The organism is Cobetia sp. PDI-12MA (assembly GCF_059507695.1).
Genome location: NZ_CM183351.1, coordinates 2,424,912 through 2,444,488, shown reverse-complemented (window position 1 = coordinate 2,444,488; position 19,577 = coordinate 2,424,912). Strand labels below are relative to the sequence as shown.

Annotated in this window: 15 protein-coding genes; 13 read left to right on the top strand and 2 right to left on the bottom strand. The window is 45.9% G+C overall.

From position 1 onward, the window contains the following. Positions 1-67: 67 nt before the first annotated feature. Together AC5WNI_RS10455 and AC5WNI_RS10450 are read right to left on the bottom strand one after the other, a co-directional pair. On the bottom strand, positions 68-889 hold the full coding sequence (locus tag AC5WNI_RS10455; RefSeq protein WP_495928414.1) for a hypothetical protein: 822 nt from the start codon (positions 887-889) through the stop codon (positions 68-70). A 5-nt stretch (positions 890-894) separates the two neighbouring features. Then, positions 895-1,224, bottom strand: a complete 330-nt coding sequence (locus tag AC5WNI_RS10450) for a hypothetical protein (protein WP_495928413.1) — start codon at positions 1,222-1,224, stop codon at positions 895-897. Positions 1,225-2,911: 1,687 nt separating this feature from the next. On the opposite strand from AC5WNI_RS10450, the gene AC5WNI_RS10445 reads away from it, so the two are divergent. From AC5WNI_RS10445 to AC5WNI_RS10385, 13 genes are all read left to right on the top strand, one after another. Then, a complete protein-coding gene (locus AC5WNI_RS10445; RefSeq protein WP_495929197.1) occupies positions 2,912-4,015 on the top strand; it encodes a polysaccharide export protein in 1,104 nt (367 codons plus the stop codon). An 81-nt stretch (positions 4,016-4,096) separates the two neighbouring features. Then, positions 4,097-6,325: a polysaccharide biosynthesis tyrosine autokinase gene (locus tag AC5WNI_RS10440; RefSeq protein WP_495928412.1), complete on the top strand. Its 2,229-nt coding sequence runs from the start codon at positions 4,097-4,099 to the stop codon at positions 6,323-6,325. Between the two features lie 49 nt (positions 6,326-6,374). Further along, positions 6,375-7,670, top strand: a complete 1,296-nt coding sequence (locus AC5WNI_RS10435) for an exopolysaccharide biosynthesis polyprenyl glycosylphosphotransferase (protein WP_495928411.1) — start codon at positions 6,375-6,377, stop codon at positions 7,668-7,670. A gap of 248 nt (positions 7,671-7,918) precedes the next feature. Further along, positions 7,919-9,214 carry an oligosaccharide flippase family protein gene (locus AC5WNI_RS10430; RefSeq protein WP_495928410.1) on the top strand — a complete coding sequence of 432 codons (1,296 nt, stop codon included), beginning with the start codon at positions 7,919-7,921 and terminating at the stop codon, positions 9,212-9,214. A 44-nt stretch (positions 9,215-9,258) separates the two neighbouring features. Further along, the gene (locus AC5WNI_RS10425) at positions 9,259-10,344 is read left to right on the top strand and encodes a polysaccharide pyruvyl transferase family protein (RefSeq protein WP_495928409.1); all 1,086 of its coding nucleotides are present in this window, start codon (positions 9,259-9,261) and stop codon (positions 10,342-10,344) included. 770 nt (positions 10,345-11,114) lie between these two features. After that, positions 11,115-12,302: an O-antigen ligase family protein gene (locus AC5WNI_RS10420; protein ID WP_495928408.1), complete on the top strand. Its 1,188-nt coding sequence runs from the start codon at positions 11,115-11,117 to the stop codon at positions 12,300-12,302. Positions 12,303-12,373: 71 nt separating this feature from the next. After that, positions 12,374-13,477, top strand: coding sequence for a glycosyltransferase family 4 protein (locus AC5WNI_RS10415; protein ID WP_495928407.1), 1,104 nt, complete (start codon positions 12,374-12,376; stop codon positions 13,475-13,477). A 104-nt stretch (positions 13,478-13,581) separates the two neighbouring features. Next, positions 13,582-14,778 (top strand): glycosyltransferase family 4 protein, encoded by a 1,197-nt coding sequence (locus AC5WNI_RS10410; RefSeq protein WP_495928406.1) that lies wholly within the window; start codon positions 13,582-13,584, stop codon positions 14,776-14,778. Next, entirely contained in the window at positions 14,775-15,521 is a 747-nt protein-coding gene (locus tag AC5WNI_RS10405) for a WecB/TagA/CpsF family glycosyltransferase (protein ID WP_495928405.1), read from the top strand. The genes AC5WNI_RS10410 and AC5WNI_RS10405 overlap by 4 nt, the downstream gene beginning before the upstream one ends. A gap of 29 nt (positions 15,522-15,550) precedes the next feature. Next, positions 15,551-16,672: a GDP-mannose 4,6-dehydratase gene (gene gmd / locus AC5WNI_RS10400; protein WP_495928404.1), complete on the top strand. Its 1,122-nt coding sequence runs from the start codon at positions 15,551-15,553 to the stop codon at positions 16,670-16,672. Positions 16,673-16,674: 2 nt separating this feature from the next. After that, a complete protein-coding gene (gene fcl / locus AC5WNI_RS10395; RefSeq protein WP_495928403.1) occupies positions 16,675-17,649 on the top strand; it encodes a GDP-L-fucose synthase in 975 nt (324 codons plus the stop codon). 5 nt (positions 17,650-17,654) lie between these two features. Beyond that, positions 17,655-18,137: a GDP-mannose mannosyl hydrolase gene (locus AC5WNI_RS10390; RefSeq protein WP_495928402.1), complete on the top strand. Its 483-nt coding sequence runs from the start codon at positions 17,655-17,657 to the stop codon at positions 18,135-18,137. A gap of 26 nt (positions 18,138-18,163) precedes the next feature. Next, the gene (locus tag AC5WNI_RS10385; RefSeq protein WP_495928401.1) at positions 18,164-19,570 is read left to right on the top strand and encodes a mannose-1-phosphate guanylyltransferase/mannose-6-phosphate isomerase; all 1,407 of its coding nucleotides are present in this window, start codon (positions 18,164-18,166) and stop codon (positions 19,568-19,570) included. Positions 19,571-19,577 lie beyond the last annotated feature (7 nt).

Sequence of the window (19,577 nt, the reverse complement as noted above, 5' to 3'; positions counted from 1 at the left end):
AGACACACTGCCGACTCGTGCAGCCGGGGCGGCATGATCATGGCGCTGAAAGAAAATTTCTTGGCATTTACCACCAGCCACGCGCGACCTCCCAGCTCCAATAATGAGAATCCGGCCAGGGTTGAACATCCGCCGCCCAGATTCTTGGTGCCGCATTGGCATCAGTCGAAGGCGCAATCGCATATCGATTGACGCTACGCGAGCCATCTTGCCAGAGGATGTTTTCCTCACACTGGGCCACTGTCTGATCGCCCAACGGCAAGGCCTGCACGGAGGGGGGCGCGCATTGCCAGCTTGCCTGGCCCTGCGCATAGCCCTCTATCCCATCGGCGCGCTGCCAGCGTGAGTGAATCACGTAGCTGGGCGTGGATTCGCCCCTGTCCAGCGCAGACATCAGCGTGGTCAGTAATACATCGCGTCGCATGTCCAGCAGGTCGGTCACGAAGCCGGCGGTACCGCTCAGCCAGCCGTTCTCTAGACGCACGAAGGCATGATCCGCGGTTTCAAAACGGGCTAGCTCTGTCGTGCTCGAAGGCTGTCTTGCTTTCGACTTAACAGGCGTGGCGGAAGAGGACAGGGCTGCCAGAGGTGTCAGCCCAGCATGTTCTTGCTGATAGGCCGCGTCCGTTGCGTCCATGTCTTTGCGCGTCGCTGTCTCCAAAGACGCCAGCACCACCATCCCGGTGTTGCCGTCGTAGCTTAAGCGCAGCGTGGCATAGGGCAGGGCGCGCGCACGCTCGGCATCGAATTGGTCGCTGTCGATGAACGCCAGAGCGGTTTGCGCAATCTGTCCCTGCTCAAGAGAAGAGCAACCACCGAGCATAAGCGCACCAGACACAAGCAAAGGGGCCGCCAGGCGGCCCCCCATCGTGATGGTTGTCGGCTTCATGGTGATCAGAAGGTACCTGTGGTGCCAGTGGTACCTGTCGTGCCAGTGGTGCCAGTGGTGCCAGTAGTACCTGTAGTGCCGGTGGTGCTACTGCTGCTGTCATCGCCAGAGGCTACCTTGGCTGCAACACCCACGGCTGCCGCGACTCCTACCGCCACTGTCGCGATCGTTCCTGCAGCCATGCCGCCGGCTGCGCCAGCTCCGGCAGCGGCACCACCACCGGCGCCAGCGCTGGTTGATGTAGTGCTAGCCTGAGCGGGCGCTTCGCTTTCTGCATGGGCCATCGGAGTCAGTGCTAAACCAGCAATGGCAAGCAAGGTAGAAATACGTTTCATGTGGGTTCCCTTCTTTCATGGTTGGTGAAACTCTGCGCGCGTTTGCGCCCATGCAAAGTTTTGATTTTTCTGAATCATTGTTTCTTTATGGGAAACAGTTGGTGCGGCGAGATATTAATGATGCCTACGTTCTATCGCCTCGTGAGACAGATTTCAATACGCGAATGTTGTGGAAATTAACAGAGTTCAGGTTGTTGGTCGACTGACATCTAACCGTAAACAACCATCGAATATGATGATCGCGGCATCATGCTTGACAAGAATGGCCTCGGGCTCTCGACAATAATCGCAAGAAATGCGAGCCGATAAAAATTGGCCAATCTCGGAAGAGAGCATACGGGCTTGAATTCTGGGTCGTGAAACTCGTTATCTTTATCGGTAAGCCCATTTCAATACTGATTGATGATGCTTTGATGGGAAGACTAGTCATTTTGCTATTGGGTAATTGGTACTTTGTGTAAATTTTTCGTTTCTGATTGATGCTGATGCGTATCGCGGTCAGCCGTGGCCGAGCTCAGTGTCTCCTTTTGGATACGCAATGATTCATGATCTAATGCTCTGCAATGCGGCTCCTGGCGCCCAGTGGTCCACATAATACCAAAAATATCAGTAATTTAGGTGTTATCGTCTCGCTTTCATGCCTTGGTGGGCGGCAGGGGAATATGAATAAAAGGTGGAACGAGAGTCGCAGAATGCAGTATCATGCGTCCCTTATTGAAAAGGCTTTGTTTCTTTTTTGCGACACAGGAAGGATGGGTCACCGGTTGAGCGTCATGCCGTGTTGACGACACGCAGGAAGGATCTTGCGCTTGCGGTGCTGGTGTCTCTACCAACGCCCGATAGATTCTCTCCTCAGCAGTGTCGGTAACAGGCTGTCATGGCGTGTTAGCGATTGGAATTGCAGTGACTGGTACCATCCAGGCAGTGCGAGCCGATAGGGTTGTACAAGTCTTATTAGTTCGAAACCTGAATCCTGTACTCATTTGAACAAAAACAAGTCCTCATCTGATAGCACTGGCGATCTACAAGATGATTGCTCTGCTAGGGTTTGTTGCGTCTTGAATTTCGGGATTACCTTTCTGGTTGTTAAGTATTAGCTAATTGAATTTTGTGCTCGATATCTGTCCACGAGTTCAGTGCGCCGGATTTTCCTCAAAGGGAATGATCTTGTCTTGAATTCGAGGTGCCACTCGTAGCAAGGCTTTCTTGCGTCAGTGAAGGATTGATGCTGCTTGGGAAACAGGTGGCCAGGCACGACACAAGCTGGAAGACATCAAGATCTTCATGTCAGGGCCTCAGGGATGCGCCGTCAACCACCCTGGGGCGGTAGCGTGCCTAAAACCAGCTCACGCTCACGAAAGGTCGATTGAGCCGGGAAGACACATCGCAGGCCTAGCGCAATGCAGGCCGATATCAGACAGCTCTCTGGCTATCCTCGAGATTCACCCAGCAGATCCTTTCTCTACATTTTGACTCTTCACCCTGACTGGCATGTCGGGTTTGGGCTGCTGAGCCTATTTTCGGTTGACGACTTTCGATTGACTACGTCGCGGCCTGACCACGACGCCTTCTCTTCCAGGGCAGCATGAGGCTGCCCATTCCATCTTGCAGTTTTCGGGGGTTTTACATGATCAAGGTCACCATGTTTGGCAAGGGCTGTGCGCTGTCGCCGCGCCCCCGCCTGGCAATGACCACCGCGCTGTTGATTGCCATGTTGTCTACCACGGGCTGTGCTTTCGCCCCCGGCGGCGATATGGACTATCAGACAGAAACGGCCCCGCTGGATGATGCGCTTGAGGTCAAGCCGATCACCTTCGGCATGGTAGATGCCCTGAATGATAGTCGTGGCCAGGGCCAGCGTGACAATCAGCTGCTTGAGCAGCAGCTGGCCGATTACGATTACCGCATCGGCCGCGGTGATGTGCTCAACATCATCGTCTACGATCACCCCGAACTGACCATCCCGGCCGGCTCTGAACGCAGCGCCATCGAATCCGGCAACAGCGTGCACAGCGACGGCACCATCTTTTACCCCTACATCGGGCGCGTCAAAGCAGCGGGGCTGACGGTCAAGGAACTGCGTGCCGTCATTGAGCGTCGCCTGTCTGGTTATATCGCTTCACCGCAGATCGATGTGCAGGTGGCGGCATTCAAGTCCCAGAAGGTATACGTCACCGGCCAGGTGCAAACGCCGGGAATCCTGCCGATCACCAATGTGCCGCTGACCATCCTGGATGCCGTCAATCAGGCGGGCGGCCTGTCACCGCTGGCCAACTGGCACGACGTGGTACTGACGCGTGATGACAGTGATGAGCACTTCTCGCTGTACGACTTGCTGCAGAATGGCGCACTGAGCAACAACCGCCTGCTGCGCGACGGTGATGTGCTGCACATCCCGGATGTGGGCAATCAGAAAGTCTACGTGATGGGTGAAGTGCAACTGCCGGGCAGCCTGGCAATGGGCAATTCGCGTATTTCGCTGACAGATGCCATTGCCCAGTCCGGTGGCATCGATGAAGGCCAGGCCGATGCCAAGGGCATCTTCGTCGTGCGCCGTGCTGACAGCAGCACCGGCAAGCTGGCGACCGTCTATCAGCTGGATGCCCGCGATTCTGCAGCCTTCGTCATCGGTGCCGAATTCATGCTGCAGCCTTCTGATGTGGTCTACGTCACTGCCGCACCGCTCAGCCGTTGGAATCGTGTTGTCAATCAGCTGCTGCCGACCCTGACCGCTGTCTATCAGGTAACTAGCTCCGCCAATGATTTTGATGACCTGCGCAGTGGTGATTAAACAGCACCAGCATTCCGCTTTTCTCTTCACTACCCACTATCACTGGCTCTCACCAGAGCCGCAGCACTCGAAGGGTGTTTCATGAATCAGACATCGCAAAATACGGCCACTGGGGCGATGCCAACGGCAGCTACTCGCGACAACGATGACGATGCGATTGATCTGGGTCGCTTGTTCGGCACTCTGATTGATCACAAGCAATGGATCATTGCGATCACTGGCCTGTTTGCCGCCATTGGGGTGATCTACGCGCTATTGGCGACGCCCATCTACAAGGTGGATGCTCTGATTCAGATTGATGACGCCCCTTCGACCAATCCGCTGGCAGATGTGAATTCGTTGCTTGGCAAGGAGCCGCCGTCTCAATCCGAGATCGAGATCATACGTTCACGTATGGTGCTGGGCCGTGCGGTAGATCTGTTAAATCTGGATATTACTATTACCCCGAAGCGTCTGCCTTTGCTGGGTGACTTCCTCGTGCGGCGTGGAGTGGAGCGCCCAGACTTTGCGCAAGGCTGGGCAAGTACTTGGGCAGGGGAGAGCATTGCCGTCAGTGAGATGCCAGTCGATGATGCCCTGCTTGGCAGCACCATCACCCTGCGCGTGTTGGATGAGTCCCATTATGAGCTCCTCCTCGAGGGAGAGTCGCTGGGCAAGGGTAGCGTCAACCAGCTGGACACCTTCGCCGATGGTCAGCTTAATCTACGTGTGACTTCACTGAATGCTGCGCAAGGTGCGGAATTCGAACTGACCCATATCAGCCGCATGCAGGCGATTGAAGATCTGCGTAACTCCTTCTCCGTATCGGAGCAGGGCAAGGAAACCGGCATTCTCTCCTGGTCGATGACGGGGGAGCAGCCGCAAGCACTGCAGCGTACTTTGAATACCATCGCGGATATCTATTATTCGCAGAATGTGCAGCGTCAGAGTGAAGAAGCTCGTAACAGCCTCGAGTTTCTTGATAACCAGGTGCCCAAGGTGAGGGCGCAGCTGGATGCAGCGGAATCGCGCCTGAATGAATTCAGGACTTCGCGTGACAGTGTGGATCTCTCGCTGGAAACCCAGTCAGTGCTGGAGCGCATCGTCAACCTGGAAGCCCAGGTCAACCAGCTGGAGCTGACCGAGGCCGAGATCGCCAAGCGCTATACGCCCAGCCATCCGACTTACAAAGCATTGCTCGAGAAGAAGGCACAGCTCAAGCGTGAGATGGACAAGCTGAATGCCCAGGTGAAGAATTTGCCTGAAACGCAGCAGGAAGTGTTGCGTCTCACGCGCAGTGTCGAAGTGACCCAGGCCATCTATGTGCAGCTTTTGAATAAAGTGCAGGAAATGGAGATCGCCAAGGCCAGCACGGTCGGTAATGTGCGCATTCTGGATGAAGCAGGTATCTTGCCCGGCGCAATCAAACCTCAAAAAGCGATGATTGTAGCCATCGCGACGCTGCTGGGTGGCATGCTGTCGGTGGGTGTTATTCTGTTGCGTGCAGCTTTCCGCCGTGGCGTGGAGTCGCCAGATCAATTGGAAGCGCTGGGCCTGCCGATGTATGCCACCATCCCGCTCTCGGATGAGCAGGGCAAGTTGAGTCGCAAGGTAAAGCGGAAAACAGATAAACACTCGCGTGAAATCCCCAATGGCTTGCTTGCCGCGCGCAATCCGGCTGACCTGGCGATCGAGGCGTTACGTGGCCTGCGTACCAGCTTGCACTTCGCGATGATGGAAGCCCCTACCAATACGTTGATGATTACCGGCCCCAGTCCGGGCATCGGTAAGAGTTTCGTAGCTGCCAATCTGGCCGCAGTCTGTGCTCAGACTGGGCAGCGTGTATTGGTGATAGATGCCGATATGCGCAAGGGGCATATGCACTCCATCTTCGATGAGCGCTCAGAGTGTGGTTTGAGCGATTACCTGGCAAGCAAGAAGTCTCTGGAAGACGTTATTCGCGCAGTTCCCGAGCTTGAGACACTCTCCTACGTGGCGCGTGGCATTGCGCCTCCTAACCCCTCCGAGCTGCTGATGAGTGAACGCTTCAATGACTTCCTGACTATAGTCAGCGAGCGTTTTGACTTAGTCATTATCGATTCTCCGCCGATTCTAGCTGTCACCGATGCTGCCGTCATTGGTAAGCACGTGGGCACGACACTTCTGGTGACTCGCTTCGAGGTAAATGCTCCCAAGGAAGTGGAAGTCTCGCTCAAGCGCCTGGCAGCCTCAGGCGTAGTAGTCAAGGGGGGGATACTCAATGCGATGGAACGCAAGGCCGCAGGTGCCTACGGCGAAAATTATGGCTATTACAATTACAGCTATAAATGATTTCGCTTGATTACGCTATCAGCCGTCTTGAACCGCAAGGAAATCAGTGATGAAAGAAATGAGCTCTACCATGGAGCATCAGCGCCGCTATTCACGCCATTACGAGCGCTTGCTGGCCAGCAAACGCCTGCAGACGTTCTTCGGCGTATTGTTGGTCGTAGTGCTGCCAGCAATGTACCGCTGGGGATTTGATTTCTGGAATACCTCTACGCTGGCGCAGTGGAATGCGATTCTGGGCACCGCTGCTGCCTTTACCTTGTCATTGACACTGATCAACCGCCTGTGCCAGTTGCCCGGAACGCGCTCCTTCACTTACGTTATCCCGACAGTCGCCGCTTCCTATACCTTGTTGATCATTATCTGCAGTGTATTGGAAATTGAAGTGTCTCGACTTCAGGTGGGAATATCCTTTGCTCTTGCTATCATCTTTGGCGGGGCCTTCTATTATGTCGACAGTAAACTGACCACCAAACGTATGGCAGTAGTACCTTTCGGAAAAGCCCCTGCATTGTGCGATGACCACAGCAAGTCAGTATATTGGTACCCATTGGAGGCCCCGACACTTGTCGGTATGAAGCGAATTGATGCAGTAGTCGCAGATTTACGTGCGGATCTACCGGAAGAATGGCAACGTTTCCTTGCTGATTGCACGATTCATCGTATTCCGGTGTATCACGCCACCCAAGCGCATGAAATGATTACTGGCAAGGTCCTGCTGGATCATCTCTATGCAAATGAATTCGGCTCATTGACCCCGCGCGAAGATTATGAAGTTATCAAGCGCGGCATGGACATTCTCGCCGCGTTAATCCTGATTCCGTTGCTGGCTCCCGTTATGCTATTGACAGCGCTCGCCATTCGTCTGGATAGCCCCGGTAAAGCACTATTCTGTCAGCCGCGTATGGGATTCCACTGTCGCCCGTTTACGGTCTATAAATTCCGTAGCATGTATACTGACATGAAGGGTACTGGCTTTACTCAAGAAGGCAATGACCCGCGGATTACCCGTGTTGGGCACTTTATTCGTAAGTGTCGTCTAGACGAACTTCCCCAACTGTTTAATATTTTGAAGGGAGAGATGAGTATGATAGGACCTCGCCCTGAATCCATGAGTTTGACAGAGTGGTATGAAAAGGATGTTCCCTTCTTCCATTATCGTCACGTCGTTCGTCCTGGTATCACTGGTTGGGCACAAGTTGAACAAGGTTATGCGGCGGAAGTGGAAGGCATGATAGAAAAATTAGAATATGACTTTTATTATATTAAAAACTTTTCTCCGTGGCTGGATATACTAATTGTTTTTAGAACCATTAAGGTAATATTTACTGGTATAGGAAGCAGGTAATAGATGGCAGCTTTTGGGTAGTTTTAGCCCTTCAGACTAGCTGTAAGAAAGTTATGTGATAATTATGAAGGACTTAGTGTATTGTTTGTAGCGCGAGATATCAGGGAATTGCATTTTTTGTAAGAGTCATATTTGACTGTGCATTAGAGTGTTTTTACAAATAGGTTAAGTTTCAATTGTATCGTTGGCTGAAATAAATAACATACTGATACGGTAGAGGTTTCGAGCTATGTACCTAGGGTTAAATAATGTTTAGCATAAGCCGATATTATAAGAGTGAAATTTATAGAACATTAGCCCAGACATTTATTGCGCGTATAATTGCAGCGGCTGGTGGTATTCTATTAATCCTGGTTATAAGTAAATTATATGGGACTAAAGGTGTAGGTATATATTCGTTAGCTCAAGGGGTATATTTTGGTGCTAGTATAATAGCACGATATGGCATGAATCATAGTTTGATGCGTTACGTAGGACAAAACAATAGTTCGATAGGTATTGTGAGTTATTTAAAGTGGTCTATTGTTAGATCAACATTTCTAAGTGTATTATTGTCTGTTGCTATTTTCTTTTCATGCGAAATAATAAGTTATTGGTTTGATACACCACAATTAAAAAATGTTTTAATTGGTATTGTGTTTAGTATACCTGCTTTTACTCTTACCTTTATCATAGGTGGATTTATGAAAGGTATACACAAACCGGCAGCGGCTTGTTTACTTGAAAACGGTACTGTTTCGTTGGTAGCATGCGGTTTATTATTAGTTTTAAATAGTCTTTATCCTAATGATATTGGACTAATTGGATGGTCATTTTCAATTGCAGCTTGGTTAATATTATTACAAGGTATATACCAAGTTAGTATATGGTTAAAAAATAATAAATTACAGTATTCTAAAGATACGGTGACAAAAAAACAATTTCTAGCGAGCTCTAATGTGTTTTTTATTATGAGCTTGGCTATTTTTTTACAACAAGTAGTAAGCGTATTTATAGCTGGACTAATGCTAACCCCTTCAGACTTAGGTCTTTTTAAAACAGCTGAGCGTGTTGCATTTATAATTAGTTTTATCTTAGTGGTTTTGAATGCAGTATTACCACCGCGATTCGCAAGTTACTACCAAAGCGGAGATATAGCCTCCTTAGAAAAATTAGCCCAGAAAGGGCTTGTTTTAGCACTGATATTGGCGTCTCCGGCACTAGCCTTATGCATTGTTGCCCCCAGTTGGATTTTAAGTATTTTCGGCGAAGAGTTTAAAACAGCTGGAACCTTGCTACAGATAATAGCTATAGCGCAATTAGTGAATGTTGCAACTGGTTCAGTTAGTTTTATATTGACCATGACAGGTCACGAAAGGTTGATGCGAAATATTGCCATAATTTCTAGCATTGTTGGGCTTATATTATTTTTATTCTTTATACCTCTGTGGGGAGCATTAGGAGCAGCTTTGGCTCTATCCATGTCACTGATAATGCAGAACCTTGCTGCATTATATTATGTATGGAGTAAACTCGGCATATGGATATTGCCGAAGTTAAAGTAATTATTCGTATTTTACAAACTATATAGATTAATTTTGGAGATCTAATGGATAGCTTACTTAAACAAGTGCTAAAAAAAGATGCTGATAATGTTTTTTATATTTCTCTAAAGACTCAATATGAAAACTTAGGTGATTTCTTAATTGCTAAAGCCTCTATCTCATATTTGCAAAATTATGGTCGTGTTATCTTAAATGTTAGAGGTTTACCAGATAAATATCTAGCTCTTTTCGATGACATTCGAAATGTAGAATTTACTAAATCCGGTTATCTGACATGCCTTTTAAAAGATAAAAATTTAATTTATGTTATTAAGCCAGGTGGATACGCTTCAAACCCCACATTAAAGGCTACGTTAAAAAAAGGACTGTTTTTAAGTTATTTTTTATGTTCAAAACTTGCTGGGGGAAAATTAATAAAATTACCCCACTCAAACAATATAAATACACGTAATAAAAATCGGCTAGAAAAAATAATTAATAACTATATTGTTGATTTGTTGTTAGTCAGGGATGCAATTACGTTAGATTCTTATAAAAAAATTGGGGTTGATAAAGCTAAATATTGGCCCGATATGGCATTGTATTACGCAGAAAATAATTCCGAATTTACAGCAACTCAACGACCTAAAAAAAATACACAAAATCTAATATTTTCATTTAGATTTGATCGAACTGATAAAAGGCTGGATATTATAAAAAAACTAGTGGACATTTTAGGTAGTTCGAAAATTAACTATAAATTTATATCTCAAGTAAAATTCGATGATAACTTAAACTCTGAATATTCTAAGAGCTGCTTCAATGCTCCAGACATTTTGTGTTATAAAATAGACAAAGCATCAATTGATAATATTGTTGAAGAATATAACAAAACTAATTTTGTTATATCTGATAGGCTACATGTATTAATATTGTCAGCAATCAACGGAGCTACTCCTATAGCACTAGTGGATTCTAAAAAGGATCAAAAAGTTATAGGTTGCTTAGAAAGTCTAGGTATTACGAATATAATAACTTACGATGATAATAAATCATTAGACAAAATTGCGGATTCTATAATAAAGGTAATGCAGGTGAAGAACACAGATTTAAAATACACCAGCTGGTTCAAGTTTGATAATAAAGCATAAATACTATATTAGTAAGTAAAAAACACACTATGACATTAATTAAAATATGATTTTTTAAAGGCCTGTGTTTTTATATAGTAATACCAGGTAGTCGTATCGTATTATTCTGACCATGTTTATAAAGTCATTGCATTAACCTGTACACATAGAGTCGATTAAACATATTGTATGATACAAGCTTTACAAAAATATTTAAAAATCATGGGCCAAAATTTTTGCATCGCGTCGTTATTATATGGGTTGTATTTATCCAAGAAAAGCACGTTGCAAAATGTTGCTCTGATACTACATAGGAAAGCCATAATCGTTTAGTAGACCTGCGTGTGGTTATCGATTTATTTTTGTTTAGCTATTTAATTATTGACTCATATGGATCGAGGTAATGGCGCAATTCACCATTGGTACGGCCTTGATCGGTCATGAAACAATAACAACGCTTATGTGGCCCTCGAGCTTATCCTGCAGAGATATTTCTTTCTAGTATGTAGGAGATGACATGTAATCACTGTATTCTCCGTATACAGCATTAGGAATGCGATACAGGTCAAATACTCTTGAGTCAAATGGCATTTAATTTTTAATATTAATTAGTAGTTTTTATTGCATTAAATCCTTTTGGAGCACGGCACAAACGGGGTTGTAGTTGCTTGCTTTTTTTTGTCGCCTGAAGTTTTACTTGAGACTATTAGATGACTTCAATATGACCCCTAAATGTAGTATTTCTTTTAAACTCGATCATCCGGTATCTTACATTCAAGAGAAAATACTTTATGAATTTGAATTTTCATTACAAACTTCCAGCAGCTCTATTGTTTTTTGTAATAGTATCTTCTGCTTTTGGTTCTATTCCAACTTTTGTAAAGCTGGGTCCAATTAGTTTAAGCGGCATTATTACTTTACTTATACCAATTTTTACCTTAATTTTATTTATTAATAACCCCAAGATTTCTAGATCAATATGGTTGCCAGTTATAGCCCTTTTTATTTTTTGGGTCTTAAGTATAGCTAGCCTTTTAGGGCTATATCCAGCAAAAGAGTTAACAGTAAGAAATTATCCAGCTGTATGGGGAGGGATGTTATTTCTATTGCTGATCTTTTCAACTCCGATGAATCTGAATATTTCTTTTATAAAGACTGTAAATAAGATATTATCCCTCGCGAGCTATTTATATATACTAGTGATCTTATATTTAGGCTTGTTTTCGGGAGAAAATGCAACTACAGCCTTAGCTGGTTTATTATTCTTTTTTTATCATTTGGCTAAATATGAACAAGGTAAGCATAGTTCGCTTTTGTTTATGGTGGCGATATTGACCGGCCATATATTAGTTGAAGCTAGGATAGTATATGTCACAGAGGTTTTGATATTGCTCATAAGACCTATATTGCTTTATGGTATTCGTAAGGTGTTATCTCCAAAGTTTTTACTTCTATGTATAATATCTACATTTATGATTGTTCTTTTTGGTAGCTGGTTATTACACTCGGGATATTTTAGTAACTCGTTTGCTGGTGGCGACCAGGCTTTAGTAATAAACGGTGTGCATATTAATACCTCAGGTAGGGTAGGCATGTGGCAGGTAATAATAGAATCGTGGTTAAACCGGCCAATGCTCGGATATGGCATCCCTGGCCCGCCAGAAATGCTAGAGATACCGCGTTGGTCACATCCACATAATGATTATTTACGGATTTTACACCAGTTTGGAATTGTGGGTTTAGTATTGTTCTTAACCTTTTTGTTAAGTCTAATAAAAAAAATAAAATTGGTGTTAACATCTGCTAATCTACATAAAGATAGTAAGGTTATAGTTATGACTGCTTACTTTTCAAGCTTAGCTTTGTTATGTGTTATGTTTACTGATAATGCGATTGTGTACAGTTATGTCGTTTACCCTATGATGTCATTACTAGGGCTTTCTATAAATATTATGCGCATGAAAGAAATACATAACTAGCATTCTAAATATAGAATTCGCAAGCTATATCTAAAACTTAATATCATTAACCTCGACATACAGGTGTTACATTGAAAGTTGTAATTATACAACGCAGGCTAACTCACTATCGTATCCCACTTTTTGAATATATGAGGATAGAGCTTGCCAAATATGGGGTAGAGCTTTTAATTATTTATGGTGATCCGACAATTGCTGAAGAAAAAAAGTACGACCAGGGGGTTATCAGTTGGGGCATTAAGGTAAAAAATAAGTATTTCAACATATTCAATAAAACATTTTGCTGGATACCTTTAACTGGCGATTTGAAAAAATTTGATCTGGTTGTAATTACGCAAGAGAATTCAATAATTAGTAACTATGCCATATTGCTAATGAGACTCTTTAATAAGAAAATTGCTTTTTGGGGACACGGTGCTAATTTTCAATCTAGACATAAAAAAAGTTTAAGTGAATCGTTTAAAAAATACACGAATCGATATGTACATTGGTGGTTCGCTTATACAGGACTAAGTGCAAAGTTAGTAGAAGATACTGGATTTCCTAAGAATAAAATCACAAACTTAGAAAACACTATAGATATCTCATCATTAGAGAAAGAGTTAAAAAATTTTAACCATTATAAAAAAAATAACATAGATAAAACAGCTATTTTTATTGGATCCTTGTATTCAGAAAAGCGATTGGATTTTTTATTCGAAGCTTCAAAAATAATACAAAAGAAACTCCCAGAGTTCAAACTTGTTATTATTGGTGATGGTGTTGAAAGAAATAAAGTTATAGAGTTTAGCAATCAGCATGATTGGTGTGATTATGTTGGGTTCAAAGATACAAAAGGTAAAGCCAAATACCTAGCAGAAGCGAACGTTATACTTAATCCTGGCTTAGTAGGGTTGAGTATCCTTGATTCATTTACTGCTGGAGTACCAATGATTACTACAAATTGTGGTTTACATAGCCCTGAAATAGCGTACTTAGATAATGGTAGTAATGGTTTGATCACTAAAAATACTATCACCGATTATGTTGAAAATGTGCTTCTCTTCTTCAGGAATGACGAGCTCCGGACTACTTTAGCAACGGGGGCGGCTAATTCTGCTAAGTATTATACAATTCAAAATATGGGTGAAAATTTTGTTAATGGTATTTTAAGATCGCTAAGTGTGAATAAATAAATTATTTTATCTATTGAATCATCTCAGCTAAACATCAATTATTGATAGTATAATATTTCAATAAGATAATTATTTTATAATTAACAATTTCCTGGAAGTACAAAATGAAAATTTTGTTAGTACATAATTTCTATGGCTCAGATGCACCTTCCGGAGAAAGTAATGTTTTTAATATTGAAAAAGCACTGCTTGAGGGTCAGGGCCATATAGTAAATATTTTTAGTCGTGATAGCGATGAAATTCGTAATCAAGGAGTTTTAGGGTTAATTAAGGGTGCTCTATCCACTCCGTGGAACCCATTCTCAGCTGCTGCTCTACGTACTAAAGTTATTGAGTTCGAACCCGATGTAGTTCATGTGCATAATACTTTTCCTTTAATTTCCCCTGCGATATTTCATTCAATTAGCGACCTCACTGCCACAGTAATAACTCTTCATAACTATCGGCTACTTTGTCCCGCTGCTATTCCAATTCGTAATGGTAAAGTATGCACTGAGTGTATAAGTTCTAAATCGGCTTATCCTGCAATTAAATATGGGTGTTACCGTAATAGTCGTTTAGCTACTATACCTCTGGCCGCTAATGTTTCTTTACATAGGGCGAAAAAAACTTGGTGTAATCACGTCGATGCTTTTATTGCTTTATCCGATTTTCAAAAAAATTTGATGGCGGAGGGTGGATTACCATCGAGTAAGATTTATGTTAAGCCAAATTTCTATGAAGGAGATCCTTGTGTGATACCATACATGGATAGACCCAGATATATAGTGTTTGTAGGAAGGCTTAGCAGTGAAAAGGGTATACGAAATTTAATAGAAGCTTGGAGAGAATGGGGGGCTGACGCCCCTGAGCTCCGTATAATTGGTTCTGGGCCACTAAGAGAAGAGCTGGAAAAATTAAGTGATGGGCTTGCAGTCAATTTTTATGGTCATATTTCATCTGAAGCTGCTCAAGCGCAAATTGCCAATGCAGCTTTATTAGTACTTCCTTCTGAGTGTTTCGAGGGGTTTCCAATGGTCGTTAGAGAAGCTTTCGCCCTAGGCACACCTGTAGCCACATCTAATTTAGGACCGTTGCCAAGTATTGTTAAACATGACTACAACGGGGTTATTTTTGAACCTTTTAATCCATCTTCAATAAGGGACGTGATTTCTGCAGCATGGAGAGACTCTAATAAATTACTTGATTTGGCAAAGGGCGCTCGAGAGTCATATGAATCTTTATACAATCAGGATGTAAACTATAAGGCGCTTATTAACATATACCAGATTGCTATAGACAGGAAAGAGAGAAGGTTATGAAAGAGGAGATTTTATGCTACAGAGTAGATTCTTATAGCACCCCGAATTGCTGTGACGACATAGTAAAAAATATTTGCTTAGGCAATAAAGCTTGGTTGGCATGCTTTAATCCGCATTCATACGTCGAAGCGCAAGCTGATAAACACTTTTCTAGATCTTTAAAATCTGCTGACTGGCTTGTTGCCGATGGTATAGGAGTTATATATGCATCTAAACTGCTCGGTGGTAATATAAAAGAACGAGTTACTGGGTCTGATATTTTTCAAGGTGTTCACCAGCGCTTGAATGATATGGGAGGAGGAAAAGTTTTTTTCTTGGGTTCAACTGAAGAGACTTTAGCTAAAATACGAGTAGCAATGGCCCGAGATTATCCTTCTTTAGAGGTCGTTGGTACTTACTCACCTCCGTTTAAAGAAAGCTATAGCGCTGAAGAATTAAATGAGATGTTGAAAGCTATTAATACATCTAAAGCAGATGTACTATGGGTAGGTATGACGGCACCAAAGCAAGAAAAATGGATCTACGATAACCTACCATACCTTGACGTAAAATTTGCAGGAGCGATAGGTGCTGTATTCGACTTTTATACAGGGCGTGTGAAGCGATCGCATCCTATCTTTCAGCGCATGGGTTTAGAGTGGTTGCCAAGATTGGTTCAGCAGCCCAAACGGCTTTGGAGGCGGATGTTAGTCTCTGCTCCAATATTTGTACTACATGTGCTTAAGTTTAAAATCAAAACTTAATTTAAAAATACACTAAATAAGGTTTTTTCATGTTAAAGAAAGCATTAATCACAGGTGTAACCGGTCAAGATGGCTCTTATCTTGCGGAGCTACTGCTCGAAAAAGGCTACGAAGTTCATGGTATCAAACGTCGGGCTTCTCTATTCAATACCCAGCGAGTGGATCACATCTATCAGGATCCGCATGTTAAAAATCAAAATTTCGTACTGCACTATGGAGACCTTTCGGATTCTTCCAATCTGACTCGCATCATTCAAGAGGTGCAGCCGGACGAAATCTATAATCTGGCCGCTCAATCTCATGTTGCCGTCAGCTTCGAATCACCGGAGTACACCGCTGATGTCGATGCTCTGGGCACCCTGAGAATCCTGGAAGCGATTCGTCTACTGGGTCTCGAGAAGAAAACCAAGTTCTACCAGGCTTCTACCTCAGAGCTATTCGGCGAAGTGCAGGAAGTCCCGCAGCGCGAAACCACGCCTTTTTATCCGCGCTCTCCCTATGCGGCTGCCAAGATGTATGCCTACTGGATTACGGTCAACTACCGTGAGTCCTACGGTATGTATGCCTGTAACGGCATTCTCTTCAATCATGAATCCCCGCGCCGTGGTGAGACTTTCGTGACACGCAAGATTACTCGTGGCCTCGCCAATATTGCTCAGGGCCTGGAAGAGTGTCTGTACATGGGTAACATGGATGCTTTGCGTGACTGGGGCCATGCCAAGGACTATGTGCGCATGCAGTGGATGATGCTGCAGCAGGAAGAAGCCGAAGACTTCGTTATCGCGACCGGCAAACAGATTTCAGTTCGTGACTTCATTCGTCTGAGTGCCCAGGAACTGGGTGTCACCTTGCGCTTTGAAGGCGAAGGTGTTGACGAACAGGCCATTGTTGCGCAAATCGTGGGTGACAAGGCGCCGGCACTCAAGGTTGGCGATGTGCTTGTTCGGGTTGATCCGCGTTACTTCCGCCCGGCGGAAGTCGAAACTCTGCTGGGTGATCCGTCCAAGGCAAAAGCCAAGCTTGGCTGGGAGCCGGAAATCACGGTAGAAGAAATGTGTGCCGAGATGGTGTCTGAAGATCTCAAGGTCGCCAAACGCCATGCACTACTGAAAGAGCATGGCTACGAGATCCCGGTTTCGGTGGAGGGCTGAGCATGTCACGCGATCTAGATCAGACGATTTTTGTCGCTGGCCATCGTGGGATGGTGGGTTCAGCCATTGTGCGTCACCTGCAGAAGCATGGTTATCGCAACATCCTGACGGCTAGCCGCGAAGAGCTGGACCTGCTTGACCAAGCTCAAGTACAGGCTTACTTCCAGCAGCATGCTATTGACCAGGTTTACCTGGCTGCTGCCAAGGTGGGCGGGATTCAAGCCAATAATACCTATCCGGCTGACTTCATCTATCAAAACCTGATGATTGAAGCGAACATAATTCACGCTGCGCATATGGCTGATGTGGCTAAACTGCTTTTCCTGGGGTCTTCCTGTATATACCCCAAGCATGCAGAGCAGCCGATGCGTGAAGAAGCGCTTCTCACTGGCACCTTGGAACCTACCAACGAGCCATATGCCATCGCCAAGATCGCCGGTATCAAGCTATGTGAGAGCTATAACCGTCAGTACGGCCGTGACTATCGTAGCGTGATGCCGACGAATCTTTACGGTCCGCATGACAACTTTCACCCGCAGAACTCTCATGTGATTCCTGCCTTGCTGCGTCGTTTCCATGAAGCCAAGCAGCAAGGGGAAAGTGAAGTCGTTGTCTGGGGTAGCGGCAATCCGATGCGTGAGTTCCTGCATGTCGATGATATGGCAGCGGCCAGTGTGCATGTCATGGAACTGGACGATAGCGCCTATCAGGCCAATACCACACCGATGCTATCTCATATCAATGTCGGTACAGGGGTGGATTGCACCATCCGCGAGCTGGCAGAGACTGTACAACGGGTGATTGGTTTTGAAGGCGAACTTACATTTGACGCCAGCAAGCCAGATGGTACGCCCCGCAAGTTGATGGATGTTTCACGTCTCAAGGCACTTGGTTGGGAGGCGAGCATTACCCTGGAAGAAGGGCTTGTGGATGCCTATGGCTGGTTTATCGACAATCAGGACCGCTTCCGTGGCTGATTCTCATGCATGAAGCATCTGTTACCCCGCAGGGTTGGCTAAGCAAGGATGACTTTCGGCACATCGTGTCGCATGCACCGCTTGTTTCCATGGATTTTGTGGTTACCAATTCTCAAGGTGAGTGGTTATTGGGAGAGCGGTTGAACCGGCCAGCACAGGGCAGTTGGTTCGTCCCTGGTGGGAGGGTGCTCAAGGGAGAGACTCTTGAAGCTACCGCTCAGCGCTTGACTCAGGATGAACTGGGACAAGTCGTGCCGCTTTCCAGCATGCGTTTCCTCGGTGTCTATCAACACTTCTACACCGACAGCATGTTTGATGCCGAGATCTCGACGCACTACATAGTGCTCGCTTATCAACTGAACATTGATATTGATCTGGCAATCTTGCCTCGCCAGCAGCACGGTGGCTACCAATGGTGGCCACCGAGCGCTATCGCCCAGGACCAGAAGGTACATACCAATACGCGTGCCTACTTGCCGGCGGTATAACTTTGCAATCTTCACAAGGAATTCCCATGATCACTCCTGTCATCATGGCCGGGGGCAGTGGCTCACGGCTGTGGCCACTGTCGCGCCAATTGAATCCCAAACAGTTCTTGCCCCTTACTGGCGAGGGCAGCATGCTGCAGGAAACACTCAAGCGCCTGGAACCCCTTGAGCATCGCGCACCATTGCTTATCTGCAATGAAGAGCACCGTTTTCTGGTCGCCGAGCAAGTGCGTCAGCAAGGGGTATCCGGCGCGCGTATATTACTTGAACCTGAAGGCCGTAATACGGCGCCTGCGATAGCAGTGGCAGCGCTTCATGCCATAGCGGAAGACCCGAATGCCTTGCTGCTGGTATTGGCGGCTGATCACCTGATTCGTGATGTTGCGAAATTTCACGAAAGCATTGGTCATGCACGAATGCTGGCTGAGCAGAATCAATTGGTCACGTTCGGGATAGTACCGACGCATGCTGAAACCGGTTATGGGTACATCCAGCGTGGTGAAGGGCTCAATGACTTCGGTTTCCGCGTCAAGCGCTTCGTCGAGAAGCCAGACATCGATACCGCTGAAGATTATCTGGCCTCTGGTGGCTATTACTGGAACAGCGGGATGTTCCTCTTTTCTGCCCAGAGCTACCTGGAAGAGCTGGAACGCTTCCAGCCTGCGATGGTTGAAGCGTGTCGAGCGGCACTGGCTGGCGCGAGTCAAGATCTCGACTTTACCCGCCTGGATGCGGAAGCCTTCAAGGTCTGCCCATCAGACTCCATCGATTATGCCGTAATGGAGCGTACTGAGCGGGCGGCTGTTGTGCCGCTTGAAGCGGGTTGGAGTGATATAGGCTCCTGGTCAGCGCTGTGGGACGTCAAGGAACATGATGCGCAGCGGAATGCCTGTCATGGGGATGTCATGCTTCACGATAGTCATGGCTTGATGGTGCATGCAGATCACCGCCTGGTGGCTACAGTCGGTGTTGAAGACTTGGTCGTGGTTGAGACCAAGGATGCTGTACTGGTCGCTCACAAGGACCGGGTGCAGGAAGTCAAGAAGATCGTCGAACGCCTCAAGAGAGAAGGCCGGCAGGAGCATATCAATCATCGTGAGGTTTACCGCCCCTGGGGTGTCTACGACAGCATTGATAAAGGTGATCGTTACCAGGTCAAATGCATTACCGTGAAGCCTGGCGCGAAACTCTCCGTCCAGATGCATCATCATCGTGCTGAGCATTGGGTAGTCGTCTCTGGGACGGCGAAGGTTACCATTGGCGACAAGACTCAGCTTGTCAGTGAGAATGAGTCAACCTACATCCCCATTGGCCAGGTTCATGCATTGGAAAATCCCGGCAAGATTCCCTTGGAGCTGATCGAAGTTCAGTCCGGGTCTTATCTGGGCGAAGATGATATCATTCGCTTCAATGATCGTTACGGGCGCAGTTGAGGCTGAT